The following is a 25,678-nucleotide window of genomic DNA, read 5'->3' on the forward strand; positions in this document are numbered from 1 at the left end:
GGCACGCGGACTGCCTCCCCGTGCCCCGCCCACCGGAAAGGAACCACATGACCGGCACACCCGCCCAGGTCGGTCGCCACGGGCCGACCAGACGCCGCGTCCTGACGACGGCACTCGCCGCCGGTGCGGCAGCCCTCGGCGCCGGAGCGCTCACCGGCTGCGGCTCGGCCCTCGCGGCCGACGACGGCTCCACCGTACGGCTGTGGGACCTGTTCAGCGGCGCCGACGGCGGCCTGCTGAACGACATGGTGGCCAAGGCGCAGCCCGACATGCCCGGGACGCACGTCGAACGCACGGTCCTGGAGTGGGGCACGCCCTACTACACCAAGCTCGCCATGGCATCCGCCGGCGGCCGGGGACCCGACGTCGCCGTCTCGCACATGTCCCGGCTCGCCGGGTACGCGCCCACCGGGCTGCTCGACCCGTGGGACCTCGGCGTGCTGGCGGAGTACGGCATCGCCCCCGACGACTTCGCCGACGCGGTGTGGTCCCGCACCCAGTTCGACGGCAAGACCTACGCCATCCCCCTGGACACCCACCCCTTCATCGTCTTCTACCACCCCGGGCCGGCGAAGAAGGCGGGCCTGCTCACCGCCGACGGCACCCTCGACACCGACGCCTTCTCCTCCCCCGCCGCATTCCTCGCCGCGGGCAAGGAACTCGCCAAGGCGTCCGGCAAGCAGGGCATCGCGTTCGGCTACGTCACCGACACCGCCCAGTGCTGGCGGCTGTTCTACGGCCTGTACCACCAGACCGGCGGCCGGTTCGACCTGCCCGAGGGCGGCCCGGCCGAGGTGGACGTCGACCGGATGGCCGAGGTCATCGCCTTCATGGCCAAGATCGTCGACGGCACCGTCAACCCCCGCAGCCTCGACTACGCCTCCGCCATCGCCTCCTTCGTCAACAACCAGACGGCGATGATCCTCTCCGGCGAATGGGAACTGGGCACCTTCCGCACGACCGACACAAACGTCGGCGCGGCCCCCTTCCCCACCGTGTTCGGCACCCCGGCCGTCTACGCCGACTCGCACTCCTTCGTCCTCCCCCGCCGCGACCACCCGGACGAGGAGCACCGGCGCCGCACCCACCGCGCGGTGGCCGCGCTGCTCAAGGCCGGACAGATCTGGGCCACCGCCGGCCACATCCCCGCCTACACACCCGTCACCGGGACAGCCGCGTACGCCGCGCTCGAACCGCAGTCCCACTACGCGCAGGCCGCGGACCACGTCGTCCTCGACCCGGCGGCATGGTTCGCCGGAGCGGGCTCGGACTTCCAGAACGCCATGTCCCAGGTCCTCCAGCAGGCCCTCCTGGGTGACATGAGCCCGGACCGCGCCGCACGCGCGATGGTGCGGCGCCTCAACACCTTCCTCTCCAAGCCAAGCCCGGCCTGATCCGGCCGCGAACCATCCGCGCAGGAGGCACAACGATGTCCTCTCCCACCGTTCCGTCCCGCACCGGGACGCTCCCGGCGCGCCGGATCCTCTCCCCCGGCCTGCTGTTCGCCCTGCCCTTCCTGGTGCTCTTCGCCCTCTTCATGGTCTGGCCCCTGGTCCAGGGGCTGTGGATGAGCTTCACCGACACCTCGCTGTCGGCCCACACACCGAGTTTCGTCGGCCTCGACAACTTCTCCGAGGCGCTGCGGGACGCGGAGATGTGGCGGGCGCTCGGCCACACCCTGTGGTTCACCGTCCTGTCGACCGTCCCGCTCGTCGTCGTCGCCCTCGGCATGGCGCTGCTGGTCCACACCGGACTGCCCGGCCAGTGGGTGTGGCGCCTGGCCTTCTTCGCGCCGTATCTGCTGCCCGTCGGCGTGGTCACCTTGGTGTGGGCCTGGCTCTTCCAGGGCGACCTCGGCCTGTACAACCAGCTCCTCAACGCCGTCGGACTCGACTCCGTGGCCTGGCTGAGCGACAAGTCGGTCGCGATGTGGGCGATCGTGCTCACCACCCTGTGGTGGACCGTCGGTTTCAACTTCCTTCTCTACCTCGCCGCCCTGCAGTCCGTGCCCGACCACCTCTACGAGGCCGCGGCACTCGACGGCGCGGGCGCCTGGCGGCGCCTGTTCTCCATCACGCTGCCGCAGCTCAGCCGGATCACCGTCGTCGTCACCGTGCTCCAGGTCCTCGCCTCGCTGAAGGTCTTCGACCAGATCTACCTGCTCACCAAGGGCGGCCCGGACAACTCCACCCGCCCGGTCATCGAGTACATGTACGACGTCGGCTTCACCGGCTACCGGCTCGGCTACGCCTCGGCGATCAGCTACGTCTTCTTCGCCCTCGTCATCCTCGCCTCCGCGGCCCAGTACGCCGCCCTCCGCCGCCGGGAGAAGTGACATGACCTCTACCACCGAGCTGCCCGCCCGCAGCCCCAGGACCACGCCCCGCTCACCCGTCATCCGGGAGGTGGCGGCCCGCAGACACCGTGCCGAGGCCCGCCGCACCCACCTCTCCCTGGGCGAGAGCCGCACCGCCCGCACCCTCACCTTCGCGGTGCTGACCCTGCTGGCCCTGCTCTGGCTGCTGCCGGTCGGCTGGGGACTGCTGACGGCGTTCAAGTCGGAGCAGGACGCCAGCGATCCGGTCCACTGGCTGTGGCCGCAGCACGGCTTCACCCTCGCGGGGTTCAGCAGTGTGTGGGAGCGCGGCGACCTGCCGCTGTGGATGTTCAACAGCTTCCTGATCGCGGCCGTCGTCACGGTCGTCACGGTGGCCGTGTCCGCGATGGCCGGCTACGCCTTCTCCCGCACCCGGTTCGCGGGCCGCAAGGCCTTGTTCACCCTCACGGTGGCGGCGGTCCTGGTGCCGCCGCAGATGCTGATCGTGCCGTGGTTCCAGCAGATGCTGACCCTGAACCTGGTCGACACCTACGCGGCCGTCATCCTGCCGCAGACCGTCGCGCCGGTCATGGTGTTCATCCTGAAGAAGCACTTCGACTCCCTGCCCAGGGAGTTGGAGGAGGCGGCCCGCATCGACGGCGCCGGACACATCCGGATCTTCTGGTCCGTGTTCCTGCCGCTGTCCCGCCCGATGCTGTCGGCCGTCGCGATCTTCGTGTTCATCGGGGCCTGGAACAACTTCCTGTGGCCCTTCGTCGCCACCTCAGACCCCGGCCTGATGACCCTGCCCGTCGGCATCACGTCGGTCAAGGACGCCTACGGCGTCCAGTACGCCCAGTCGATGGCGTCGGCCGTGCTGGCCGCGCTGCCGTTGGTGGTCGTCTTCCTGTTCTTCCAGCGGCACATCGTCAAGTCCGTCGCCACGACGGGACTCGGCGGCCAGTGAACCCGCCCTCCGGCTGAAAGGCCCCACCACCGAGGCACCACTCGTCCCACGGAGTCGCCCATGAGTACATCCCCCCGCACGATCCGCATCTCGGCACTGCTCGCCCTGCTGTCGGCCGTGATGTTCTCGCTCGTCTCCCCGCCCAGGTCGGCCGCGGCGCCCCAGGCCGCGGCCGCCACCGCCACCGCCACCACCTTCCGCAATCCGCTCAACACCGGACCCGACCCGTACCTGACGTACTTCAACGGCTCGTACTTCATGACCACGACGCAGGGCGGCAGCATCCGCATGTGGCGCTCGCCGTCCCTGGCCACCCTGCTCGCCTCCGACCCCGTCACCGTCTGGACCGACACCGACGCCTCCCGCAACAAGAACATCTGGGCCGCGGAGTTCCACCGCTTCGGCGACCGCTGGTACCTCTACTACACGGCCGACGACGGTGTGGACGACCACCACCGCCTCTACGTCCTGGAGTCCGACGCCGACTCCCCAACCGGTCCCTACCACTTCAAGTCGGCGCTGATCCCGCCCAACCACACCGGTGACTTCGCGATCGACCCCAGCGTCTTCACCCACAACGGCAAGCTGTACCTCGCCTACAGCGGCATCAACGCCTACCAGCACAACGGGCTCAACATCGCACCGCTGTCGAACCCCTACACCGTCTCCGGCGACGCCGTCGCCGTCGACGCCGCGGGCGGCTGCCCCGAGGTGCGCGAGGGACCGGAGTTCCTGCACCGCAACGGCCGTACCTGGATGACCTATTCGACGTGCGACACCGGCAAGCCCGACTACCAGCTGTGGATGCTGTCCCTGGCCGACGGCGCCGACCCGCTGGCGCCCGCCGCCTGGCAGCAGCACGGCGGCGCGGTGTTCTCACGCAACGACGCCGTCGGCGTGTACGGGCCCGGCCACCACGCCTTCTTCAAGTCCCCCGACGGCAGCCAGGACTGGATGGTCTACCACGCCAAGACGACCTCCCAGTACACCTACGGCGACCGCACCAGCCGCGCCCAGCAGATCCGTTGGAACGCCGACGGCAGCCCGGACCTCGGGACCCCGCTCGCGATGGGCGCCACCCAGAACCTGCCCTCCGGCGACCCCGGTTCGGGCAACCACTGGATCAACGACGACGGCCGCTCCAGCGGCGACGGCACCCTCACCTACACCGGGGGCTGGAACTCCGGCACCGGCTGTGCCACGCAGTGCTTCTGGGGCGACGACCACTGGAGCGACCAGGCCGGCAACACCGCGACCTTCACCTTCACGGGCACCCGGATCGCGCTGCTGTCGGTACGCGACACCGGCAACGGCATCGCCGCCCTCAGCGTCGACGGCGGCGCGGAGACCCGGGTCGACTTCTACGGGGCCCTCCGCACCGGCGAGACCGTGCAGTACGTCAGCCCGAGACTCGCCTCCGGCCGGCACACCCTGCGCGTGCGGGTGACCGGCAAGCACAACGCCCGGTCCACGGCCTCCTTCGTGAGCGTGGACCGGGCCGAGGTGTACACCGACTGACCCGGCGGACGGCGGCGGCCCCCAGGCAGCACCGGGGCGGCCGCTGCACCGCCGCTCCCGGCCCGTCGGTCTCAGGTGGACCAGGTCACGTCGGTGCCGTCCATGATGACCACCTTGCCGTCCGCCCGGAGAACCAGCTTCGCGCCCGGGTGCCCCCAGACGTCGGCACCCCAGATGGGTTTGTCGTCGCCGTTGTGGATGACGAGATTGCCGTCCGTCTGGAACCGGGCCGTGTGGTGGGCGCCGAAGGTCATGGACGCCCAGGTCGCCTTGCCCTTCTCGTTGTAGACGACGAGATTGCCGTCCGTCTGCATGGTCATCTTGATCCGGTTGGTGCTCCAGGACTCCCCGGCGGACAGCGTGCTCGGGGCCGTGACGGACGTGCTCGTCCACACCGGCGTCCTGGGCTCGGGCTCCTTGTCCGGGCTCTTCGCTGAGCGGGTTGCGCTGGGCGTCGTGCCGGGCTTGGCGTCCGTGGCCGCACCGCCCGCGCCCTGCGGCTCCGGGGACCGGGTGGGGCTCGGTTCGGGCTTCTTCGACGCCTTCTTGCTCGGTGCGGCGGTGGGAGTGCGAGTGGCGTAGCCGTCCGGTGCCTGGTGCGTCGCGCCCGCTCCCAGGAGGGTGTCGGAATCCTCGTGCCCGGCGGAGTTCGCCGTCGCCTGCTTGCTGTCGTCGTCCGACGTGTCTCCCATCAGCAGGAAGGGCACCGCGATGAGCACGGCGCCGACGATGGCCGCGGCGGCCAGCATCGGCTTCTTGGGCCGTCCGCCGTGCGACTCCCCCGAGTCCGCGCCGGGGTGGTCGGCGTCCGTGGCGAGCAGCGGCACGCCCCTGTTCGGCTCGGTCGCCTCGGCGCGGGATTCCGCCGTCCCGGCAGCAGCCGACTCCTCGTCCGGTTCCGGCGCTACGGAGGTGCCCGACAGCGTTGTCGCCTGTTCGCCGGCGTCCGCGCCCGCGGCCTCCGGGCGGGCCGGGGCGGCCGAAGCACGCTCCTGTTGCGCCGCTTCACCCGCCGTCGTGTCCGGGGCGGGCACGGCGCGGCCCGGGGTCAGCGCCCCCACGGGCGGCTCGGGGGAAGCTGGCAGAGCGACCGCAACGCGCACCTGCGGGGTGCCGGCGGCGGTGTCGGGGGAAGTGCCGTCTCCCGCGTTTCGTTGTGCACTCATGCGGTCGTTCTCCGTCGTCTGTCGGGGGCCTCAGGGCAGTCGGCGCTCTCACGGATGTACGTCAGATCGTCCAGCGGTCGGCGGGACCGCATCCGCCGATCTCCAGGTGCGCGTCGTTCCCGGCGGACGCGCCCCCCTCCAGTCCCAGGCAGAGGTTGTTGCTGGAGTAGCTGCGGATCCAGTACGAGCCGTCCGAGCGGGGATCGAGCCACCACAGCTGGTTGTCGGCGGTCGCGCGGCAGTAGTACTCGGTGACGTTGGTGCCCGTGGCCGCCGAGCCGTAGTAGGGCAGGTCCATGCAGAACTTGTCCTTGCTGTTCCTGATCAGGAACAGCGAGGCCCCTTGGGGGCCGCCTTCGGCCTCCGCGACCTCCAGGTTCCACAGCTGGTTGTCGGCGGCCGTGCCGTTGCAGGGGTACTGGTTGACCGGGCCGTCGACCTTGCCGTTGCCGAAGGCGGGGACATCGGCGCACAGGCCGGTCGTCGCGTTCCTGACCAGGATGCTGCGGGCGCTGGACGCCGCGTTGGCCTGCCGGCGCAGCTTCTCGGTGGCGCTGACGGTGGTGGCCTTCTTCTGCTCGGCCTTCTCGGACACACCGGCCGTGGGGGTGGCCTGCTGCGGCTTGACCACCGGCGCGCGGTGCGTGTCCTTGGCCTGTTTCTCCTCGGGCGACTTACTGGACGAAGGGGAGGCGGAGGTGGAAGCGGCAGGGGTCGGCGATTCGGTGGCGTAGCTCTCCGAGGCGTGCGGGACCTGGTCCGTGTCCAGAACCGTGCCGGCCGCGTTGTCGGTCCGTTCCGCACCGCGGTCGTCCTTGTCGCCCTGCCCCGCCACAAGGAACGGAACCCCGATCAGGATCGCCCCGACGATGGCCGCGGCGGCCAGCATCGGCTTCTTGGGACCCCCGTGCGCTTCGCCGACCGCCGCGGCGCCCGTACCCCCGTTTCCCGATCCTGCGGCGACGACGTCGGGGCCCGACTCGGTGGCCGCGACGCCGGGCGCGGAGGAGGGCACGGCGGCGCCGGGCGCGAGGGCTGGGACGGCTGCGCCGGGTTCGGCGCTGGGTGCGGAAGGCCTCGGCGCTTCCTCCTCCCGGACCGCCGCAGTTGGCTCGGCGCCCTTGCTCCCGGCCCCCGCGGCGCTCTCGTTGTCCGTGCGCGCGGGCTCGCTTCGCGGGTTCGGGGGCGGAGCGGGTACGGCCGCCGGCTCGGCGGCGGCGGAGGCATCCGGTGCCGCCGCGGGCGCGGCGGCCGTTGACGCCGTGCCCGTGCCCCCGCGTCCTCCCCCACCCGGTGTCAGCGCCGCGCCGGGGTCCTGCGCTGTTCCCTGGAGCGGCACGGCCCGGCGGACCGTCACCGGCGACGCACCGGACTCGGACGGCGCCCCTGAGGGACGGCGGCTGCCGGACGGTTCGGGCCCGGCCGGCGGCGTCTCACCGGCAGGATCAGTCTGACGAGCCATGCGACTCCCCTACTCGTGTCAGTGGTTCGCGGTGGTTTCCGGCTGCGCGGTGCCGAAGGGCCCGGAGCAGCGCTCGGGCCACTGCTCGGCACGCGCCGGGGCCGAGCGTCCGCGCACGGCCTCGTCGAGGCGGGCGAGTGCGGCGAGGTCCCCTTCGGGGTCGGACCTGACCGGCGCGTGGGAGCCGGGCAGTTCACGCAGGAAGATCTGGTGGGCCTGGTCCTGTCCGCTGCGGCGCACGTCCAGAACCCTGAAGAGGGACCCGGGGGTGAACACCACTTCCTCCGGTCCGTCGCCGGGGTCCAGCAGTTGCCGTACCCGGCGGGCGCCGACGGACCAGATGACGTAACTCGCGCCCGTCGTCATCGACGGGCGGGCCGGGTCGAGCGGAGTGGCGCTCACGGGGGCCGCGTCGCGGAGCAGTGCCCCGGGGCGTGGCACGGTGCGGTCCGCGGTGCCGCCGGTGGCGCGCAGCACCACGCCTCGGTAGGAGGGCAGTCGGTTCAGCGCTGACGTCAGGCATGCCACGTACGGCAGCAGGCCACTGTCGTGCGCGCGCACGGCACGCGCCAGGGCCTGGTGACTCAACGGCCCCTCGGTGTTGTGCAGATACAGCCGCAGCGCGATCAGATCGGCGCGAGCGGCCTCCTGTTCCTTGCCGCGCAGTGCGGGCATCCGGGCCAGCGCCCGGGTCACGGCCGTCCCGTGCCGGTCCCACTCCGCGTCCGCCAGCGCACGGAACACATGGCGCTCGTCCTCCGTGCTGCGGTGCCCCGGGCCGAAGGGGACGGGAGGCAGGGAGCTGCTCGGCGGCTGCGGGGCATCGGGTGCACGGGGAGTCTCGGCGGCAGGATCGGAGCCTGCCTCTTGCCGCAGGGGCGCCTGGTCGGCAGCCCGCTCCTGTGTTTCGGCGAGGGGCCCGCCAGGCGTGGAACCGGTCGTGACGAGTCCTCGCGGGGCGGCGGACACGCTCTCCGGCGCGGTGCGCGCCGACGCCTTGGCTGGAGGCGGAGCCTGACCCGGGGCCGCGGAGTCCTCGCCCTCGTCCGGTGTCCGGGGCGAGGTGGCGCCTTGAGCGGTACGGGAGCTGTCGGGCGTGGCGGCGACGGCGACCGGTCCCGTGCGGCTCGTCCCTTCGGAGGCCTCGTGCTCCCGGGGGGTGTTGGACGGGCCGGGGCGCTCGGCGCTCCCCGGTCCGACGGCCTTCGGCGGGGCCGGTCGCGGCAGGGCAGGGGCAGCCGCGGCAGTCGGCTCGGCGGCTGGGGGCTGTTCCTCGGCGCCTTGTGCGGCACCAGCCTGTGCGGGGCGTGCGCTCGGGCTCGGTTTCGACGCAGGGGATGTCGGGGCTGGGTGCTCGGCGCGTCCCGGGCCGGACGTCGTGTGTGGTCTGGCGGCCGTCTCCGGCGGACCGGTCAGCTCTCTCCGGAGCGGGGCCGAAGGAGTGAAGGAGGCGAATCGGATCGTCCGCAGGCCGTGGTGCGCGGCCAGGCGGCGCAGCTCACGGCCGCCGTCCTGGGGACTGCCGTGCACATGCAGGGTGACACTCGCGCGGAGGGCGGGGAGCAGTGCGCCCAGCAGGCTCGACAAGACCGGCCACAGCGACAGGTCGAGGCGTTCGCCCGGAAGGCCGACCTCGATGAGCGGGCCGGACGGGCTCACGGGGCGGTCCGTGTGGGACAGGCGGGGGCCGTCGAGCGGGCCGACCCACAGACCTGCCCGGGTGACCGTGACCTGCCACCGGTCGGACAGGGCGACCACGCCGTCCGCGGGTTGGGCGGCGCCCGGCACGGGCGCGGTCCAGCGCAGCAGCCGGGGTGGCGGCGCCTGGGCGGCGCCCCGGGCGGGTCTGCACATGACGGCGTCGACGAAGGGCAGCCATCGCGGCGTACGGTCGGCTCCCACCAGGACCGACTGCACGGAGTACGTTCCGAGCGGGCGGCCGGCGGCGATGAGCGGCAGCCCGGTCATCAACTCCACTTCGGCGTCCAACCGGTCGGCGACCGACTGCGCGAGCGGCAGCAGGTCACGCCGGCCGCCCGGCGCCAGTCGGACGGCTGATCTGACCGGTTCCGGCAGAGCGGCGAGGATGTCGCCGACGTCATCGGCCAGGACGTCCTCGCCGTGGTGCACGCCGACGACGACCGCGAGGCGCGCGGGAGAGACCGGTACGGAGTGGTAGAGGTCGCCCGGCCGGGTCGGTGCCGCCTCGGCGGGGCGGATCAGCAGTCCCGCCGGTATCTGCTCGACGACGCAGCCGCTGTCCGTGCCCGCGGGGATGCCGCGCAGCGCGTCCTGCCAGGAAGGGGCGGGGGTGCGCGGACCCAGCGGCCTCGGCCGCGTCTGCGGGGCGAAGCGCCACCAGCCGCCGTCCGTCGCGGATCCGACCGGGACGCCGGGGACGAAGAGTGTGCCGCCGGGCACGAGGAGCGGCGGCCCGTCCGGGGCCTCCACTGTCAGCCCCCATGCGTCGGCGATCCGGCGGGCCGTGGCGGGCCGGTCCGCGCCGTCGAGACCGGCGCCGGCCAGGGCCAGCCGGACGGTTTCGGTGCCCGAGTCGCCCAAGGTGTCCAGGAGTTGGCTCAGCCGAGGCCAGAAGGCATCCGCCGTCACGCTCTCGCTGCCCGCGACGAGGGTCAGGGTTCCGTCGTCGGAGCGCTGGCCGCGGGCCAGGTCGGCGATGTCGGTCGGGCTCAGCGAGTCGTCCGCGGGGGAACGGAGCAGCAGCAGGCTGTCGTAGTCCTCCACCAGTACCTGGGTGGCCGTCCCTGGCGTGTCGTCCCGGGACGCAGGGCTCGCCGGCCCGGCCCCGCGAACGGCTGACGGCCGGTCGCTGCCGCGGCGCCTGCCGAAGGAGCTCCAGCGCGTCATGCGGCACCGCTGCCGGTCAGGATCATGGCCGCCGAGGCGGGACCGTTGTCGTGCCCGGTCACCGGCACGTCCTCCAGCAGCACAAGACGCGTTCCATCCCTTCGGCCTCTGCAGCCTCTTCGAACACATTAGCTTCGATCGAGCAGTCTGCGGGTGATTCCCCAACCGGACCGCCCGCCATGGTTGCTTGACGGTGTGCGGGACATGAACTGCCGGTTCCGAACGGACAATTCCGTACCCGACGGAACATCAGCGCCGCATCCTCACAAGGGAGTTGATGGCAGCGCCGCACGATAGACACCGTCTGTCCGGGCCAGGACGATAGCAGGTCTCCCACCAGGTCCGAACTGCCGTATCGCACCGTCCGGTTCGATGATCACGATGTCCAATCCGATTTCTCTGGACACCAGTTCGGCGACGATGTCCGTGACGGTGCCGTCGTCCGGGCTCTGCCGCAGCAACCGGTAGCGCTGGGGCAGCGACAGCTCGACCTCCGCCGCGGGCAGGCTGGTCCCGCCGAGTTCGACGAAGACGCGCTGCTCCGCATTGAGCGCCACGCCGGCCTTCATGAGGTCGGCGGTGGACAGTTCCTGGCGGCCACCGAGCCAGTCGGGACCGGCGATCAGCGGCGCCTTGTCCGCCGCGTCAGGGGCGGCGAGCCGCTGCTCGACCCAGCGATGCAGTTCGCCAGGTCCGTCCGGAACCTCGTGGGCGGCGACCGGTGCGGCGTCGCCTTGCGCCAGGCGCGCGGGGTCGGCCCGCAGAGCGTGGACCAGCGCTTCGGCGAACCTGTCGCCGTTTCCCGGTACTTCGTGCAGGTGCAGCGGCGTCCCGCCGAGGGTGAGCACGCCGCCCTCGCTCCGGACGGGGGCGGGCGGGACGGCGGTCCGGGTCTCGCCGTCGCCGACCACCGTGGCCGCTGCCCGCAGTCGCGCCAGGGTCGCGGCCGACAGTCCGGCTGTCAGCCGGTGTGCGTCGGCCTCGTCCGCGCCGTGCCTCCGCAGCAGGCGGGCGAGCCGGTCGCGGGTCTCCCTGTCCTGCGTGGAGAGGGGGGACTGCGGGGTGAGCCGGTCGTGCCGTGCCGGGTGCGGGGCGGCGCCGGTGCCGGCGGGTGGCGCGGGGATCAGCGCCTCATAGTGGTCACGGCCGTTGTAGTGGACGTACACGACCGGGCCGGTGGCGTCCGGGGAGAGCGGCACGACGGTGTGGTCCCCGTCGGCGGCCGGCTGCACGAGGACGAGCCGCACGCCCAGCCGGCGGGCCAGCAGCGCGGGCGCGTCGTCGTAGAACGGGGTGTGCCACAGCGCCGGGGACGCCAGGGAGCGGGCGACCAGCGCGCGGTAGCCGGTGGCCACGAACGTACGGCGGTCTGCCGGGATGTGGGCCTGGGCCTCCGCGGGCAGGGAGGAGCGGATCCGCCGCCACACCGCGTCCGCCCGTGCGTCGCCCGCGGGAGCGCGCAGCAGGCTCAGCACCTCCGCGCGCAGGGTGCCGGCCTGGGCCTGCTGGGTCAGCCTCCGGGCCCGGGCCGGATCCGCCTGCCACGGGTCGGCCGTGGCAGCGGGCAGGAGGGCCGTGACGGCTGCCGCCGGGAATCCGGAGAGCAGTTCGCGTTCCCGCTCGTCGGCCGCCAGGGCCCGCAGGTCCGCCCGGCGCCGGTCGTGCGTCAACTGCCCGGTGATCCGGTCGCGTTGCTCGTCGGTGAGGTCGGGCGGCCCGTCGCGTCCCAGCAGGTTCTGCAGCGCGGTCGGACCGGGGAGGAGATCCGCGACCAGCGTCTCCACGGGATCCTGCGCGTCGTGCAGGGCGCGGAAGGCAGCGGCTTCGGCGGAGTTCGTGTACCAGTGGGCGAGGTCGCCCCGCACCCGTGGCAGGTCCGCGGCCGCGCCGGGCGCCTGCCGTGCGGGGTGCTGGGCCGCCATGCTGTCCAGCACCGCGTGGAACAGACAGTCCCCGTCACCGGGTACCGGGCGCACGGTGAAGGACCGGCCGTCGGCATCGACGGGGCGTCCGGACCGCACGGGCGGGGCGGGCGGCACCGGCGGGGGGACGGATGCGGAACCGTGGGGCGGCGCGGTCTGTGCCGCGGTCCCGGCATTCCCGGGTGGCGGCTGCGGAGTCTCCTCCCCCTCCGGCGTATCCCCGCCCCCGGCCGGTACCTGCCGTCCCAGGGGCCGGGTCGGCTGATAGTGGCGGTCGGTGAGGCTGAGGACCACATGCGGGCGAGCGATGCCGGCGTCGTCGACCAGTCCCTCGAGTCCGTGTCCTGCCGTGGCGCTTGCCGGGTCGAAGTCGTCGAAGGTCCCGTCGGCCCTGACCACGGTGAGCCGCACACCGAAGGTCCGCGCCGCGAGCATCGGCAGCAGGTCAGCGGCGGAGTGGTTCCAGCCACGCTCCGACTCGGCGTCGCCGCGCCGCAGGAGCTGGGCGACCGCGAGCCCGGCCCGGGCCTCGGGGCTCAGGTCGGCGGCGTGCGGGATGACGCCGAGGGCGTCGAACTCGCGGCGGGCCGGGGTGTCCGTGCCCAGATCCAGGCCCGCGTCGCCCACCTCCTGCGCGGTGAAGGAGTCGGTGTCGTCGGGTGTCACGAAAGCCAGCAGATCCACGTCGGCCGGGTCGGTCAGCCGGGCGGCCAGCCTGCGGCGCAGCTGCGGGACGGCGTCGGGGCTCGCGGAGTCGATGCCCACTGCGGCGAGCAGTTCGGGGTCCGCCCCGTCCAGGCCGCGCAGGAGCGCGTGGAAGAAGGCGTCGCCGTCGCGCTCCACCTCGTCGAGCACATGGCTCTGCCGGCCGCCGGGTGCGGTCAGCACGGTGTGCTCCTCGGTGACGGTCCTGGTGTAGCGGGGCCGCTCGGGGGGCGTGGGCGCGGTCGGCTTGGGCGGCGCCTGGTAGGTCACCTCGGGGGGTTCCTCAAGACCGTCCAGTTGCCGTCTGCCCTCCGCGGTGGCCGCCAGCCGGTGCCAGCGGGTGAGCTGGTCGGTCTCGGCCCGCACCCGGTGGTATTCGGCCGCGGCGCTGTCCGCGGCCGTCCGCAGCCGGTCCAGCTCCTGGCGTCGGGCCTCGAAGGCAGCACGGGCCGCCTCAAGGCGTGCGGTCGCCGCGGCCTCGGCCCGTGCGGGCTGGGCGAGCCGCTGCGCCGCCGCGGTCTGCCGGGTGCGCGCGGCGCTGACCCGGCGGTCGGCGGCAGCGCGCAGGGAGGCAGCGGTCCGCCGGGCACGGGCGGCGTCGGCCGGCGGGGCCGGCGGCGTGTTCCCGCCGTCCGCCGCCTGTTCCAGCGCGGCCAGCCGGCCGGCGGCCTCGTCGCGTTCGCGTCGGGCGGCCCCGACAGCGCGGTCCGCCGCCGTCCGCAGTTCGTCCGCTCGCCGCCGCGCGACGGCGAGGTCGGCGGTGGCCCGCTCCAGGTGGTCGGGGTCCAGTTCGTTGCCCGGCAGTTCGGCCCAGCCGGGCAGCATGTCCAGCGTCTCCTGCGCCGCGGCCACGAGCGCCGCCGCCGTGGCACGGTCGGCCGCCGCGGTCTCCCGCACGGCCTTCAGGCGGTTCTCGGCCGTGTCGAGCGCGTCCGCCGCGTTGTCGAGGTCGCGTGCGGCCTCGTGGGCGGTCGCCGCGTCGCCCTCGGCCCGCTCCAACGCCGTGTCGGCCGCTTCCGCGGCGTCCAGCAGCGGGTTGAGGCGGTTGTTCGCCTCGATCGCCGCGGTCTCAGCCGTACGTACCGCGTCGCGCAGGTGGATCGCGCTCCGCCGCTTCTTCCAGTAGGCCTGGTCGGCGTCGACCCACCCCTTGCTCGCCTTGCCCACCGCGTCCCAGGACGTGCCGACGGACGCGGGGAAGTTCTCCTCGGTGATCAGCATCAGCTCGCGGGCGACGTCCTCCCGCACCCAGGCGACGACGTACGCCTCGGTCGCCATGGCCTGCGGGCCCGGGCGGACGTGGCCGAAGGTCCCGCGCAGGTGGCTCACCGCCTTGGAGTCCTTGAACGTGCGGTGGACGTCGCCGACGCCGACGAAGACGGTGGGGATGGCGAACAGGAAGGTCCGCCCGGTCTTCGGCTTGAGGTTCCTGGACGTCAAGTGATCGTCCCCGACCGGCATCCCGTCGCCGTCGAGGGCGTTGGGGCCGGGGCCGAAGAGCCCGATCTGGTTGAGGCCGACCCCGTTCGGCGAGTCGTACAGGAATCCGCCGCCGAAGCTGCCGCCCTGCGTGTGCTCCCCGGCCGAGGAGGTGACCGCGTTCTCGCCGTGACGCCGGAGCACCTCAAGCTTCTTGCCGTCGGCGACGGTCAGCAGCAGGGCGCGGCTGAAGTCCGGTGTGGAGTGCAGGGACAGCTCGCCTTGGTCGGTGCCCAGGAAGGACTTCTCCGTCAGCCCCGCGATCTGGTAGCCCGCGGGCTCCAGGGTGCGCGGGTAGAAGGAGGTGACCGCCATGTGGCTGGTGCCGTCCTCCAGCGCCTGCGCCGAGCCGGTACCGAGCCGGGTCAGGCCCGTCGTCCGGGTCCTGCGCAGCAGCGCGGTCAGGGTCGCGGCGTCGGGGCCGTCGGGGGTCTCCAGGGCGGTGAGAGCGAAGCCCGCGTCGTAGGACCTGGTCAGGAGCAGGTCGTTCGCGGCGCGGATGTTCTCCGTCCCGATGACGGCCCGCGGGTGGAAGCCGTTCTCGGGGAAGGCGAACGGCCGACGGACACCGTCGCCGTACACGACGGTCGGTTCCCGCCGCGCCGGGGGAACCGGCGTCGGCCGGGGTGCCCTGGTCAGGGCGGGGTCGGTCCTGGGGTCCGGGGCGGGGAGCGCCTTGCGGGGGCCGGGCGTAACGGCACCGGGCGTGGTCCGCTCCGGCGGTGCCGGTTCCATGAGGCTCAGCGGCACGTGTTCGCGCAGGCTCCCTACGCCGTGTTCCTCCACGATCCTGCGTCTGCCGAGGAAGCGGTCCAGGGCCGTGGTCGTCGCTTCCTGCGCCGTCCGGCCGGAGGGGTGGCCCGGGTGGGGGGTGTCGTCCGCCTCCAAGGTGATGCGCATCGCGTACGGCGTGACGATCTCCGCGTGGGGTTCGGTGGAGGCCGCCCGGTAGATCGTGACGGTGGTGGTCGTGTGGCTCGACGACACGCTCTGCTTGTGGGAGCCGCCTTCGGTGTACGTCGGTCCGGCGCCCGCGACGGACGCGTTGCCGGTGTGCGCCAACTGGCTGGTCTGGAGGGCGAGGTCAGCGCCGGAGGACGCCTCCGAGTTCGTCTGGACGGCCTCGATGGCCCGCCGGTTCTCCTCCATCTCCACGCTGTGGTCGAGTCCGTGGAACTCCGGTGTTCCCGCGATGAGTTCGACCCGCACCCGTACCCATCGGGTGCCGATCCGTACGCTGCCCCAGCCGGAGCCCTTCACCGCGACCAGCGCCGACGGGCCGGAGGTCGTCATCTCCCCCTTCAGTGCGCGGGTGGCGCGGGCCGTCACCAGTTGCCGGATCTTCTCCCGGCTCGGCTCGTCCAGCCCGAGACCCTCGATCCGCCGTTCGAAGGCGAGCAACGCGTCCGTCGGGTCCAGGGAGTTCACCGCGTACGTTCCGAACGGGGCGCCGAGCAGCCAGGGTTGCGGCGACCAGAGGTGCCGGGTGTAGCGGGGGACCTCGCCGAGTCCGTCGTCGATCAGCCCCATCCGGTAGGCGCTCTTCTCCGGCAGATGTGCGAGCAGGCCGGCGGGGGTCGTCACTTCCGTCCCCGCCGTTCCGGCCAGGGCCGACGGGACGAGGGAGCTGCCCGCCGCGGCCCGCCCGAGGCGGCCCGTCCCCAGCCGGCTCGTCGTCAGCGCGAACCAGTGCTGCACATCACCGGTGACCAGCACCTGGTGGGTGTACCCCTTGCGGTTCATGTCCGCGACGACCGTGCGCACGACGTTGCTGCTGCGGGCGCGCGACAGCGAGACGGGGTTGGCGACCAGCCCGTACACGCTCAGGAGCCCGTGTCCGGGGGCGCGGGCGGCGTTGTAGCCCAACTGGCCGCCGAAGACGAAGGTGGTGGTGTTGCTGACCTTGCCGGAGGCCTGGCGGGTGCCGCCGAGGATCATCTCGGTGTCCATGGCCATCGACCCGGTGAGCGGGGTCAGCCCCGACACCGTGGTCACGTACCGGAAGGTCCCCCACAGTGCGGCGGCGGGCCCCTTGCCGAGCAGCCCGCTGCCCGCGAGCCCCAGGGGGCCGGAGCTCTGGTCGAAGTGCGCTGTCAGGTACTGGGGGGTGAAGACGCGGGTGATCGCCTCCCGGGTGGGGGCGCCTTCCTCGACCAGCTGCCAGGCGTTGCCGGATGCGCCGCGCAGGACCCGGTCGGCCTCCGCCACCAACTGCGGTGACAGCACCACGTTCACGAGCACGAACGGGTGCTGGCGCAGCTCACGGAACTGGTCCGTGCCGCGCCCCGCGAGCCGTCCCGTCCCGGCGCCGCTGTCGTCGGGCAGCACCAGGTCACCCTTGGCCAGGGCGAGGGCGCGGTCGCCGCTCATCGTCACCGGGTCGGGCTCGTCGGTGAGAAAGGGGTTGAGCGCCCCGTCCGCGTGCGGGTCGGCGGCGGGGGCGTGCTGGACGGGAATGCCGATGACAACGTGCCCCGTCACCGGACCGCCACCCCGCAGCACCCCCCGTGCGGTCCGGCCGAACAGGAGGTCGGTGGGTTCGTCCAGCACCAGCAGACCCGGCAGCCCGAGGCCGAGGCCGCGGATCAGCCCCCGGGGCCGCCAGTACCCGCCCAGGGTCGCGGTGAGTGCGAGGTCGTAGCGGTAGAGGTGGGTGGGGTGGTTGCTCACCGACATGGGCTCGTTGATGACGGTCGAGCCGAAGCCGGTCTCCGCCTCCCGCTGCCATCCCTTGCGCGCGCCGGCCGTCACTCCGAGCGTGTTCCGCGGCAGCCCCGCGTCGTCGACGTCGTTGTCGCGCCCCGACAGCGTGCCCTCGAACCCCAGGTCGACGCCGCGCCTGGCGCTGGTCTGGCCGTCCATCCGCTCCACGCCCTGGGCGCTGAAGCGCATGCCCTCGTTGAGGTCCTTGCCCTCGTAGCGGCGTCCGGTCAGCGTGCCGTGCACCCGCACGGTGTAGTAGGTCTGTCCGACGGAACCGGGGTCGGTGAGCCGGATGCTCAGACCCACCGTGGTCAGCGCCTCCAAACCGGCGGTGACGTTCTGCTGGGACAGCACACCGAGGATCTGAAGGGTGTTCTGGAGGGCCGTGTGGTACTTCGCGGGGTCCGACCACTGAGCCGGCACGGGCAGGCCCTTCGCCGCGTCGAGGAGCCTGCCGGGGGCACGCCGCATGAGGTCGTGGAAGCGGGCGCGCCAGCCCTTCGGCAGGTTCAGCTGGTCGAGGGGGACGACCAGTCCCCGGCGCCGGGCGGCGATCGCGTTCACCACGCTGTCGGCGAAGGCGTCGAGCAGCGTGCGGCCCACCCCGTCCCCCGTGTCGGGCAGTACCCGGGTGCGCAGACCGTCGTCGAAGGTGAACTCCCTCACGCGGTGCATGCCCAGGGTCCGCGGCCGGTCCACGGTCAGATGGGCCGGGGCGAACGGCACGGCCCCGTGCCGCAGGACGAGCGAGGTGCCGTCGTCCCAGCCGGCCAGCCGCCGCGCCTCGGAGCTGGTCATCCGGTCCAGGCTCCAGGTCAGGAACTGGGCGGGCGGTCCGCTGTCGCCGGCCCGGCGCACCCGCACCGACTTCACGACCACGTACAGGGCGGTCCTGGGGCCCTTGACCTGTCCCGCCGACTTCAGCGACCCTGCGCCGCCGAGGCCCCCCTGCCGGTTGCGCGCGAAGGAGTACTGGGCGTTCGGTCCGAACTGCAGCCGCAGGTCGAACGGGGCCAGGCCCGGTTCGAAGAAGTTGAAGGCGGGCCCGGCAGCGGCCTGGAGCAGCGCGCTCCTGCCCTGGGCACGGCTGCGTTCGCTGCGGACCGTGGAGGTGTTGATGTCCCGCATCTCGGCCTTGTCGGTCTCCCCGAAGAGGACGGCGGCACGGGGGATGACCTCCTCGACGACGAAGACGCCCAGAGGCGACTTGTTCCTGTCGTCGGCGAAGAGCGGCGGGGTGGTGATGCGGCCGCGCGCCATCGTGGCGCTGTGCCGTTGGAAGCTGTCGCCCGAGAAGAAGGTGTCCAGTTCGTCGTAGGCGGTGCTGCCCGGCAGGGCGCCGATGAGCTGGGCCGCCCAGTCCCGGATCACCGCGACCGGCCCGTAGCCCTCGACCCGGACGAAGCGGTACTGGGAGTTGCGGTCGAGGTCGATGGACCTCGGGATGCGGCCGGGCTCGGCCACCTTGGTCACGCTGTCGGGGAGGCGCACCTGCAGCCCGTTACGGACGCCGAACTCGAAGCGTACGGGCACCACTTGGGAGACCTCGGCAGCGTCGTCGGTGACAGTGACGGTGACGCTGCCCGGCCGCGCGCCGGAGGCCGTGTCGACGTCCGTGTTTGTCTGCGTGTCAGTGTCCGTGTCCGTGTCCGTGACGGCCTGTCCGGCGGTGTCGGTGACCCACACCTCGTAGTGGAGGTCGTCCAGATAGGTTCGGGAGTCGTCGAGCGTGCGGGTCTCCATCTGGTTCTGGCGCTGGTCCGTCAGCGTGTAGCCGACCTTGTCGATGAAACCGAACCGGAAGGCGAGCCGGCCGTAGCCGCCGAAAGCCGCCGCGCCGACGGGTCCGAGCGGCCCGCCGAGGCCGTACTGGGAGTTGGCCTGCATGTTCTTGGTGAACCCGAAGACGGCGGCGGCCCGGTGCATGCTGTCGATCTTCGAGGCGTGGCCGATGCCGTCGTCGTACGGCGTCCAGTGGCCGTGATGCCGCGTCCTGATGTGCAGCACGCGCAGCTTGCCGTCCTCGGTGAGGTACGGGAACGGACGCCCGCGGTCGGTGAGTGACTTCGGTTTCTCCGTGAGCGTCCGGGTGACGTCAGCCGTGAGCCGATCCGGAGTGCGGGGCCGCACACCGGGCCGGCGCCCCAGCTCGTGCCGGATGCTGGCCACCGCTTGGTCGATGCCGCGGAGGACGACGGTGCTCTGCCCGAAGGTGCTGGGGTTGTCGAGCAGTTGACGACGCTCGTCGTCGGTCAGGTCCTGCGGAAGGAGCGCTTCGAGATCGTCGACGTACGCGGGCATCGTGCGGCCGGCTTCGAGCGCCGCCGGGGTGCGCCGTCCGGCGGGCGGGGCCTGCAGGCCGGGGTCCAGCACGGGAGCGTGCCGGACGGCCGGCGAGGTGGCCGTGGGGGCCGGGGCGGGAGTCGTGTCGTCGCTCTTCTCCGCTTCCTCGGACACCGTCGGAGTTCCGGGCAGGTCCAGCGGCAGCTGGACGGCCTGGGAGCCCTCCCCCTCGGGGGCCATGAACACGCCCCTCGCCCGGTCCGCCACCAAGGTGTAAGGGGCCGTACCGGGGTCGAGTTCGGCAAGCACCTGGCTCAGGGTGTCGATGTTCTCGACCCGCCCGATCCAGCCGCTGTCCCCTCTCAGATAGGCACCGGACGTCATATGGACGAAGTCGTCGCCGAATCCGGCCCACCCCTGCGAGGGCACTTCCGCCCCGTCGGGGAGCCGCACCCGGCCCGTGGTGCTGATCTCGTACCCGGGTGGCGTGGAGTCGGACGAGCCGGAAGCGATGGACGCGGCGTCGGCCGGCATGCGGAGGCTGACGGGGAACCAGTCGTCGTGCGGTGTGTTCTTGCCCTTGCCCTTGTCCTCAGGTAGGGGTACGTCCGCCACGCGCACGGTGACGGGACCGCCGTCCCCCGCCGGGGCGCGCCGGGGCGCCATCAGGGTCACCGGACGTCCGACGGGCCACCGTGACGCCAGCGGATCTGCTCCGTTGTCGCGCGATCCGCCCAGCAGACGGCCACGCGGCTCTCCCCCGGACGCGGCGTGCGGGTCGAAGGCCCTCGACGGCAGCAGCAACGGCGCCTCAAGGGCCGGCGGCCGGGCCTCGGCGGTGCCCCTGCCGCCGTCGGCGGCGTGCGGATCGTAGACCGTCCGTGGCAGTGGCAACGGCGCGACGGACGCGGCCTGACCGGTGGGGTCGGGCGAAGCGGGTGGGAGGTCCGGGTCCGAGGTGGTGGTGTCGTCCTCGTCCGACGATTCCGTGCCGGTCACCTGTCGCTCCGGGCCAGCGGGCTCGGACGGCGCCTGCTCGTCGGGGAGTTCCGGCAGATGGTCCCGCAGTACGTCCATGTCCAGCGGGCGGCCGTCGGCGGGCAGGCTCGCCGCGGCCTCGACGGCGGCGAGGACGTGTTCGTCGAACAGGTCGTCCTCGGGGCCGAGTTCATGGACCCGGACGACGTACTCGGAGATCGCGTCGGGGCCGGGCAGTTCGGGGAAGAGTGCGCCGGCCGCCTGGCGGAGCCGGTGAAACCCCGCGAGCCATCTGCTCTCGCCGGCCTCGTCGGTGTCGGGCATCGCGTCACCGAACATGGCCCGGGCGGTCCGGACCGTGTCCACCACCCGGCGGCGCTGCTCGCCGGGTGTGTCCTCGGTCAGCCCCATGCCCTGCGCCAGGCGGTCGACCCTCCGGGTGTCCCGCGGGCCGCCGAACTGGTTGAAGCCGTCCCATCGCGCCCACCGCAGGTGCTGGTCGAACCGCTCCATGCCCTCCTTGAGGTGCGCGACGATCTCCGGCACCGAGAAGCCGCCGAGGAAGAGCGAATGCGAGTTCATCAGCACCGCCGGCCTGAAGCCCTGTTCCAGCAGGAACTTCTGCATCAGCGTATGGACGTTGACCCGGCTGTTGGCGTCCGTGAACGGCTGGAGGACCTGCAGCGCACGCGTCACCCGCGCGATCGCCCGCAGCTTGTCGTCCGGACCGGCGGCGACGGCCGTTTCGTCGTAGTAGCGGTCCAGCAGGGCCTGCACCGCGTCCCGGGCTTCCTCGACCGTGTAGTTGCTGGAGACCCGCCCGCCCATCCAGAAGACCATCATCGGCCGCGGACCGCCCGGCTGCTGATCCTTGAAATCGACCAGCAGAGGCCGTCCCAGCACCCTTTCCCCGCTGATGTCCGCCGCCAGGCGCTCCACGCCCGTGCCGCGATGGGTGATCATCGCGGAGCCCGACCACGTGGTCGTCCGGTTCTGTCCGCCGTCCGTCAGATGACGAGTGGCGAGGTCGTGCATCTCCTCGTAGGCGGCGACATCGACACGGGACCAGTCGCGCCCGCCGCTGCCGCCGTCGAGGACCTCGGCGTACAGCTCGGTCATCCCCCGGCGGTAGCCCGGGTACTTGGTCCGGTCCAGGTGACCGCCGATGTCGTCGGGCCGTGGCGCGAAGACCTCGTCATGCACGTTCGGGTCGATGAACAGTCGCCACCAGGAGCCCTGCGGCAACAGGTCCGACAGCCGCGGAACGGCGGACCGGGGCGGCCGGCCGTAGGGGCCGCCCGCGTAGAACTCCCGGACCCGTTCGCTCGGGAACCGGCCGCCGACGGCGACATGGTCGCGCAGCTCCTGCTCGCTGATCGGTGCCAGCCGGTGGTAGCGGTCCCAGTCGTCGTCGTAGCCGAAGTCGAGGCCGTGCCGGTCCGGGTGGGCTTCCTCCGTGGCCCACAGCTCGGCGGCCCGCAGGACCTCGTGCAGGGAGTGGTGGCGGTTGGCCAGCAGCGTCCCGACGAGCGCCAGGCGCATCAGCCCGAGGTCGAGACCCGCGTCCCACTGCTTGTTGGCCGCCTCGACCGCGTTGAGCCAGAAGTAGGCGGTGCCGGACAGGCCGGTGATGAGGAGGGCGCCGGTGCTCTGGGCGGCGTAGTGCGGGGAGTCCGCCACCGTCAGCGGACGCTCGTCCGCGGACGTGGGTGCGGGCGGCCTGTGGGCGATACCGGAGCGGCCCTCCCCGGTCACCAGGTCCGCGCCGTTCGACGAGAAGTCCCGCTCTGCCCTGCTCAGGGGCGGGCGCATGTGGTCCGCGTCGCGCAACGGCAGCGGCCGGTCCGTGGGGCTGCCGCGCCAGCGGCGTTCCTCGGCGATCAGCGGCGGGTAGTTCTTGCGCGTGCCGTGCAACTGGTCGAAGACGTGGTAGCGCAGCGCGTTCCACAACAGCACCGACTGCTCACGGAAGTTGCCGTTCTCCACGACGTCCTGGAGGGCGCTCACGGATCGGCCGACCGAGCCGGGGACGGTGTTGTCGCGTGAGCCCAGCATGGGCCGCAAGACTTCCGGCGTCTTCTCCCACAGCAGCGCGACGAACCGTTTGACCTCCGCCCTGACCTCCGGGTGCTCCGACAGGTAGTCGCCGAGCCGCAGCTCGTACTCCTCGGCCTCGCTCTGGTAGCGCAGCCGCTCCAGGTCGTCGGGACGCACCCGTCGGGGCCGGAACTCGGCCGGGCCCGACTCGGCCTGCTCGGCGGGGGGCGGGTCACCGTCCGAGTCGTCCTCGGAGTCGGAGACCTCCTCGTCGGAGTCGGACTCCTCCTCATGGGCGTTGGCGGCTGCCGTGCCGGAGGCGTAGGCCACCTCGTCCTCGGATTCGGAAGACTCTTCCTCGGACTCCGACGACTCGTTGTCGGAGTCCGGCGACTCCTCGTCGGACTCGGGTGGCCGCTGACGCGTCGAAGGGGGCGCGGTCCGATTCGTACGGGACGGGGACGCTCCGGCGGTGGGAACAGCCGTCGGCCGGGCGGGGGCGGTGTCGCCCGCCCCGCCGCGCAGACGAGCGGGCAGGCCGAGGTTCTGCCGGAGGCGGTCGGCGAGGGCGGTGGCCGTGTCCCGGCCGCCGCCCGACACCAGGACCTCGGCGACCTGCCGGACGGCGCTTCGATACGGGTCCTCGGCATGCCGGGAGTCGGCCCGCGCCGGATGCAGTTCCAGCGGCAGCACCAGGGCCATCGCGGTGCTCCAGGCCTGGGCGGTGGTGTCCTGGGCGTCATCCGGGGCGGCGTCGGCGAAGTCGGTATAGGCCTCCTGCCAGATGCGCCGGGTGGCGTTGGCGGCAGCGGTGTCGAGAGCGGCGGACCAGGGACCGGGCTGGAGCATCAGCGTCCTCGCCCGGTCGACGGCGTCCGCGGGATCTGTGTCGACGGCGGGGTCGAAGAGGTCGGCGGGCAGATCGGCCGCCGTCACCCGTTCGGCGATCCACTGGCGCTGGAGGTCGTCGCGCCGCACGACCGGGACCATGTCACTCGGCGGCTCCGGCGCGTACGGATCGACGCCCAACCGCCGCAGCCGGTCTTCTGCTTGCGCCAGCCGGGCCTGGGCCTGATCGGCGCCGGACGTGGCCTCGGTCAGGGCGGCGGAATCGCGGCTGGAGCCCACGCCCGTCTCCATACGGTGCCGGATGGCATCGGCTCTGCCGGTGGCTTCGGTGACCGCACGCGCCGCGTGCAGGTGGTCCACGCGTGCCTCGGCGATGTCAGCCGGGAGCGCCGGTGACGTGACGTCGTCCGAGCCGCTGGGGTGGCTGTCGCCGAGCGGCCGGGGAGCACCTGAGGAGGTACGTGTCTCGGGTGGCACCGACCCCGAGGTGGCCGTGGCCGTGGCCGGTGCCGGTGTGCGCAGCTCCGTGCTTGTCGGGGAGCCGTCCACGGTCGCTTCGCCACCGGCCGTGGTGGAACGCTCCGCGCGGTCGGTGGTGTCGGTGGTGCCGGTGGTCGCCGCCTGTCTCGGCCGGCCCGCCGGATGCTCGGAACTGCCCTGTTCCGCCTCTTCGGGCTGGTCGAGCTGGTCCGGTTGGTGGTCCGGCAGGTCCGTGTACCGCTCCGGCTCCTGGGGCGCGTGCGTTCGCGGGACCGACGTCGTGCCCTGGGTGGTCGGCGCCCTGCCCGTGCCGGTGTCCGCCGGGTGGGACGGACCGGCCGACGTCGGCAGCGGGTTCACGGGCGCGCTCGCGTCGGAGCCGGTGGACGTGGTGTCCAGCTCCGATTGGTTCGCGTCCCCGGATCCGGCCCGCGTGATCGTGGTGTCCGTGCCCGTCGTCCCGGGGGCGGCCACGGGCTTCGGGGGCGTGAGGCCGGGTGTGTCGGTGAACTCGCCCGTCGTGGAGGGAAGCGTGTCGGGGTTGAGTACGGACTCGATGGTGGAGGGCGTCAGCGAGGCGTCGGTGGATGTGGGGTTGAGGTTGCGCTCCGGGTGGTCCGAGGTGAAGGTCGAGGCTCCGGGGATACGCGATGACGCCGAGGGTGTTGTCGGTGAGGGTGTCGGGGTCGTGGTGAAGGTGGGCGTGGATATCGGTGCGGGGACGGGCGCCGGGGTCGTCGAGGAGGTCGCCGTCGACAACGGCGCAGGCGTCGGTGTGGGGAGGGGGGCCGAGGTGAACGGGGTCACGGCAGGCCCGCCGAGGAGGCCTGAACTCCCCTGAGCGGCAGGTGACTTCACCGGCTCTGGCCCGATCCCCGCTCCCTCCGCGGACCCCGGCATCTCGTTGGTGTCGGTGAAGATGTCCTGGTCGGTGAAGAACTTGTTGTGCGCCCACAGCCCGGCGCCCCCGAGCGCCACCGAGGCACCGAGTTCGAACACGGCGCTGGAGCCGCTGCCGACGAAGGTCTCCCACTTGAAGTCCCAGTTGCCCTCGAATGCGCCGGTGACGATGTACTCACCGAGCCCTTCGGCCGCGCCGGCGATGACGAAGGCGCCGACGACCTCGGGCGGGCCGTTCTTGAGGACCTTGTACGGCAGGTGGTTGGGGTTGAAGTCGAACTTGATCAGCACATCGGCGTTGAAGTCCTTGAATATCTGCTTGAACGGTTTCGCCACCCATTCGAAGACGCTGCCGAACAGCCCGACGACCGCTCCGAACGCAGCGGCCTTGCCGACGTCGCCCCAGTCGATGCCGCCGGGCTTGCGGCCGCCGCTGTTGAGGGCGATCTGCGCCAGCCGGACCGCGAGGGTCTGGAGTGCCTCCGTGACCGCCTCGGTGAGCGTGGGCATGATGTGGGTCATCGTCAGCAGCCGGTCGATGATCATCAGGACCGCGAACCGGCTTCTGGCCCTGGCCAGGAAGATCTGCGACACGGACGCGCCGCCCGTGAACGCCATCAGGGCCGTCAGGATCGCCAGTTCGGCGATCAGCATGATGATCTCGGCGATGATCTCCCACTTGGCGCCCTGCACGTTCTGGGAAAGGTCGATCTGCCGGTTCTCGAGATCGGTGAGCTGATCCAGCACCCGCTGGACGGGATCGTTGCCCCGGCCCTCGCCGACGAGCATGGTCAGGCCCTGGACGTACTGCTCCGCGACGGCGGGCGGCAGGGAGTCGCGCGACTTCTGGATGGTCTCCCGTGCGGTGTCCCTGAGCTTGGTCAGGTTCTTGCCGTAGTAGCTGTACAGCTCCCGGCTTGCCCACAGCAGATTCTCCCTGGCCTGCAGCGGCATCTCACCGATCAGGACGAACAGCATCTTCCGGACGTCCGGCGGGAAATTGATCTCCTCCATTCAACGCCTCCCGCCCACGGACCACGCCCT

8 protein-coding genes are annotated in these 25,678 nt (G+C 72.5%); 4 read left to right on the forward strand and 4 right to left on the reverse strand.

Annotated elements, in window-relative coordinates; all coding sequences use genetic code 11:
- Positions 1-47 precede the first annotated feature (47 nt).
- The 4 genes from DI272_RS02010 to DI272_RS02025 are packed head-to-tail and all read left to right on the forward strand — an operon-like array spanning position 48 to position 4,802.
- A complete protein-coding gene (locus tag DI272_RS02010; RefSeq protein ID WP_109493400.1) occupies positions 48-1,394 on the forward strand; it encodes an extracellular solute-binding protein in 1,347 nt (448 codons plus the stop codon).
- Positions 1,395-1,429: 35 nt separating this feature from the next.
- Positions 1,430-2,335: a carbohydrate ABC transporter permease gene (locus tag DI272_RS02015; RefSeq protein ID WP_109493401.1), complete on the forward strand. Its 906-nt coding sequence runs from the start codon at positions 1,430-1,432 to the stop codon at positions 2,333-2,335.
- Position 2,336: 1 nt separating this feature from the next.
- A complete protein-coding gene (locus DI272_RS02020; protein ID WP_109493402.1) occupies positions 2,337-3,284 on the forward strand; it encodes a carbohydrate ABC transporter permease in 948 nt (315 codons plus the stop codon).
- Between the two features lie 60 nt (positions 3,285-3,344).
- Positions 3,345-4,802: a glycoside hydrolase family 43 protein gene (locus DI272_RS02025; protein ID WP_109493403.1), complete on the forward strand. Its 1,458-nt coding sequence runs from the start codon at positions 3,345-3,347 to the stop codon at positions 4,800-4,802.
- 71 nt (positions 4,803-4,873) lie between these two features.
- On the opposite strand, the gene DI272_RS02030 is transcribed toward DI272_RS02025, so the two are convergent.
- The 4 genes from DI272_RS02030 to DI272_RS02045 all read right to left on the reverse strand — a co-directional run bounded on the left by DI272_RS02030 (position 4,874) and on the right by DI272_RS02045 (position 25,648).
- Positions 4,874-5,968 (reverse strand): mannose-binding protein, encoded by a 1,095-nt coding sequence (locus DI272_RS02030; RefSeq protein ID WP_109493404.1) that lies wholly within the window; start codon positions 5,966-5,968, stop codon positions 4,874-4,876.
- A 61-nt stretch (positions 5,969-6,029) separates the two neighbouring features.
- Positions 6,030-7,430: an RICIN domain-containing protein gene (locus DI272_RS02035; RefSeq protein ID WP_258314433.1), complete on the reverse strand. Its 1,401-nt coding sequence runs from the start codon at positions 7,428-7,430 to the stop codon at positions 6,030-6,032.
- Between the two features lie 18 nt (positions 7,431-7,448).
- On the reverse strand, positions 7,449-10,175 hold the full coding sequence (locus DI272_RS02040; protein ID WP_109493406.1) for a hypothetical protein: 2,727 nt from the start codon (positions 10,173-10,175) through the stop codon (positions 7,449-7,451).
- Between the two features lie 386 nt (positions 10,176-10,561).
- A complete protein-coding gene (locus tag DI272_RS02045; protein WP_109493407.1) occupies positions 10,562-25,648 on the reverse strand; it encodes a hypothetical protein in 15,087 nt (5,028 codons plus the stop codon).
- Positions 25,649-25,678 lie beyond the last annotated feature (30 nt).

The organism is Streptomyces sp. Act143, assembly GCF_003143935.1.
Lineage (GTDB): Bacteria > Actinomycetota > Actinomycetes > Streptomycetales > Streptomycetaceae > Streptomyces.

Excerpts from the sequence above, each read along its gene's own strand:
- DI272_RS02010 (WP_109493400.1), top strand. The coding sequence starts at position 48 with ATGACCGGCACACCCGCCCAGGTCGGTCGCCACGGGCCGACCAGACGC.
- DI272_RS02015 (WP_109493401.1), top strand. The coding sequence starts at position 1,430 with ATGTCCTCTCCCACCGTTCCGTCCCGCACCGGGACGCTCCCGGCGCGC.
- DI272_RS02020 (WP_109493402.1), top strand. The coding sequence starts at position 2,337 with ATGACCTCTACCACCGAGCTGCCCGCCCGCAGCCCCAGGACCACGCCC.
- DI272_RS02025 (WP_109493403.1), top strand. The coding sequence starts at position 3,345 with ATGAGTACATCCCCCCGCACGATCCGCATCTCGGCACTGCTCGCCCTG.
- DI272_RS02030 (WP_109493404.1), bottom strand. The coding sequence starts at position 5,968 with ATGAGTGCACAACGAAACGCGGGAGACGGCACTTCCCCCGACACCGCC.
- DI272_RS02035 (WP_258314433.1), bottom strand. The coding sequence starts at position 7,430 with ATGGCTCGTCAGACTGATCCTGCCGGTGAGACGCCGCCGGCCGGGCCC.
- DI272_RS02045 (WP_109493407.1), bottom strand. The coding sequence starts at position 25,648 with ATGGAGGAGATCAATTTCCCGCCGGACGTCCGGAAGATGCTGTTCGTC.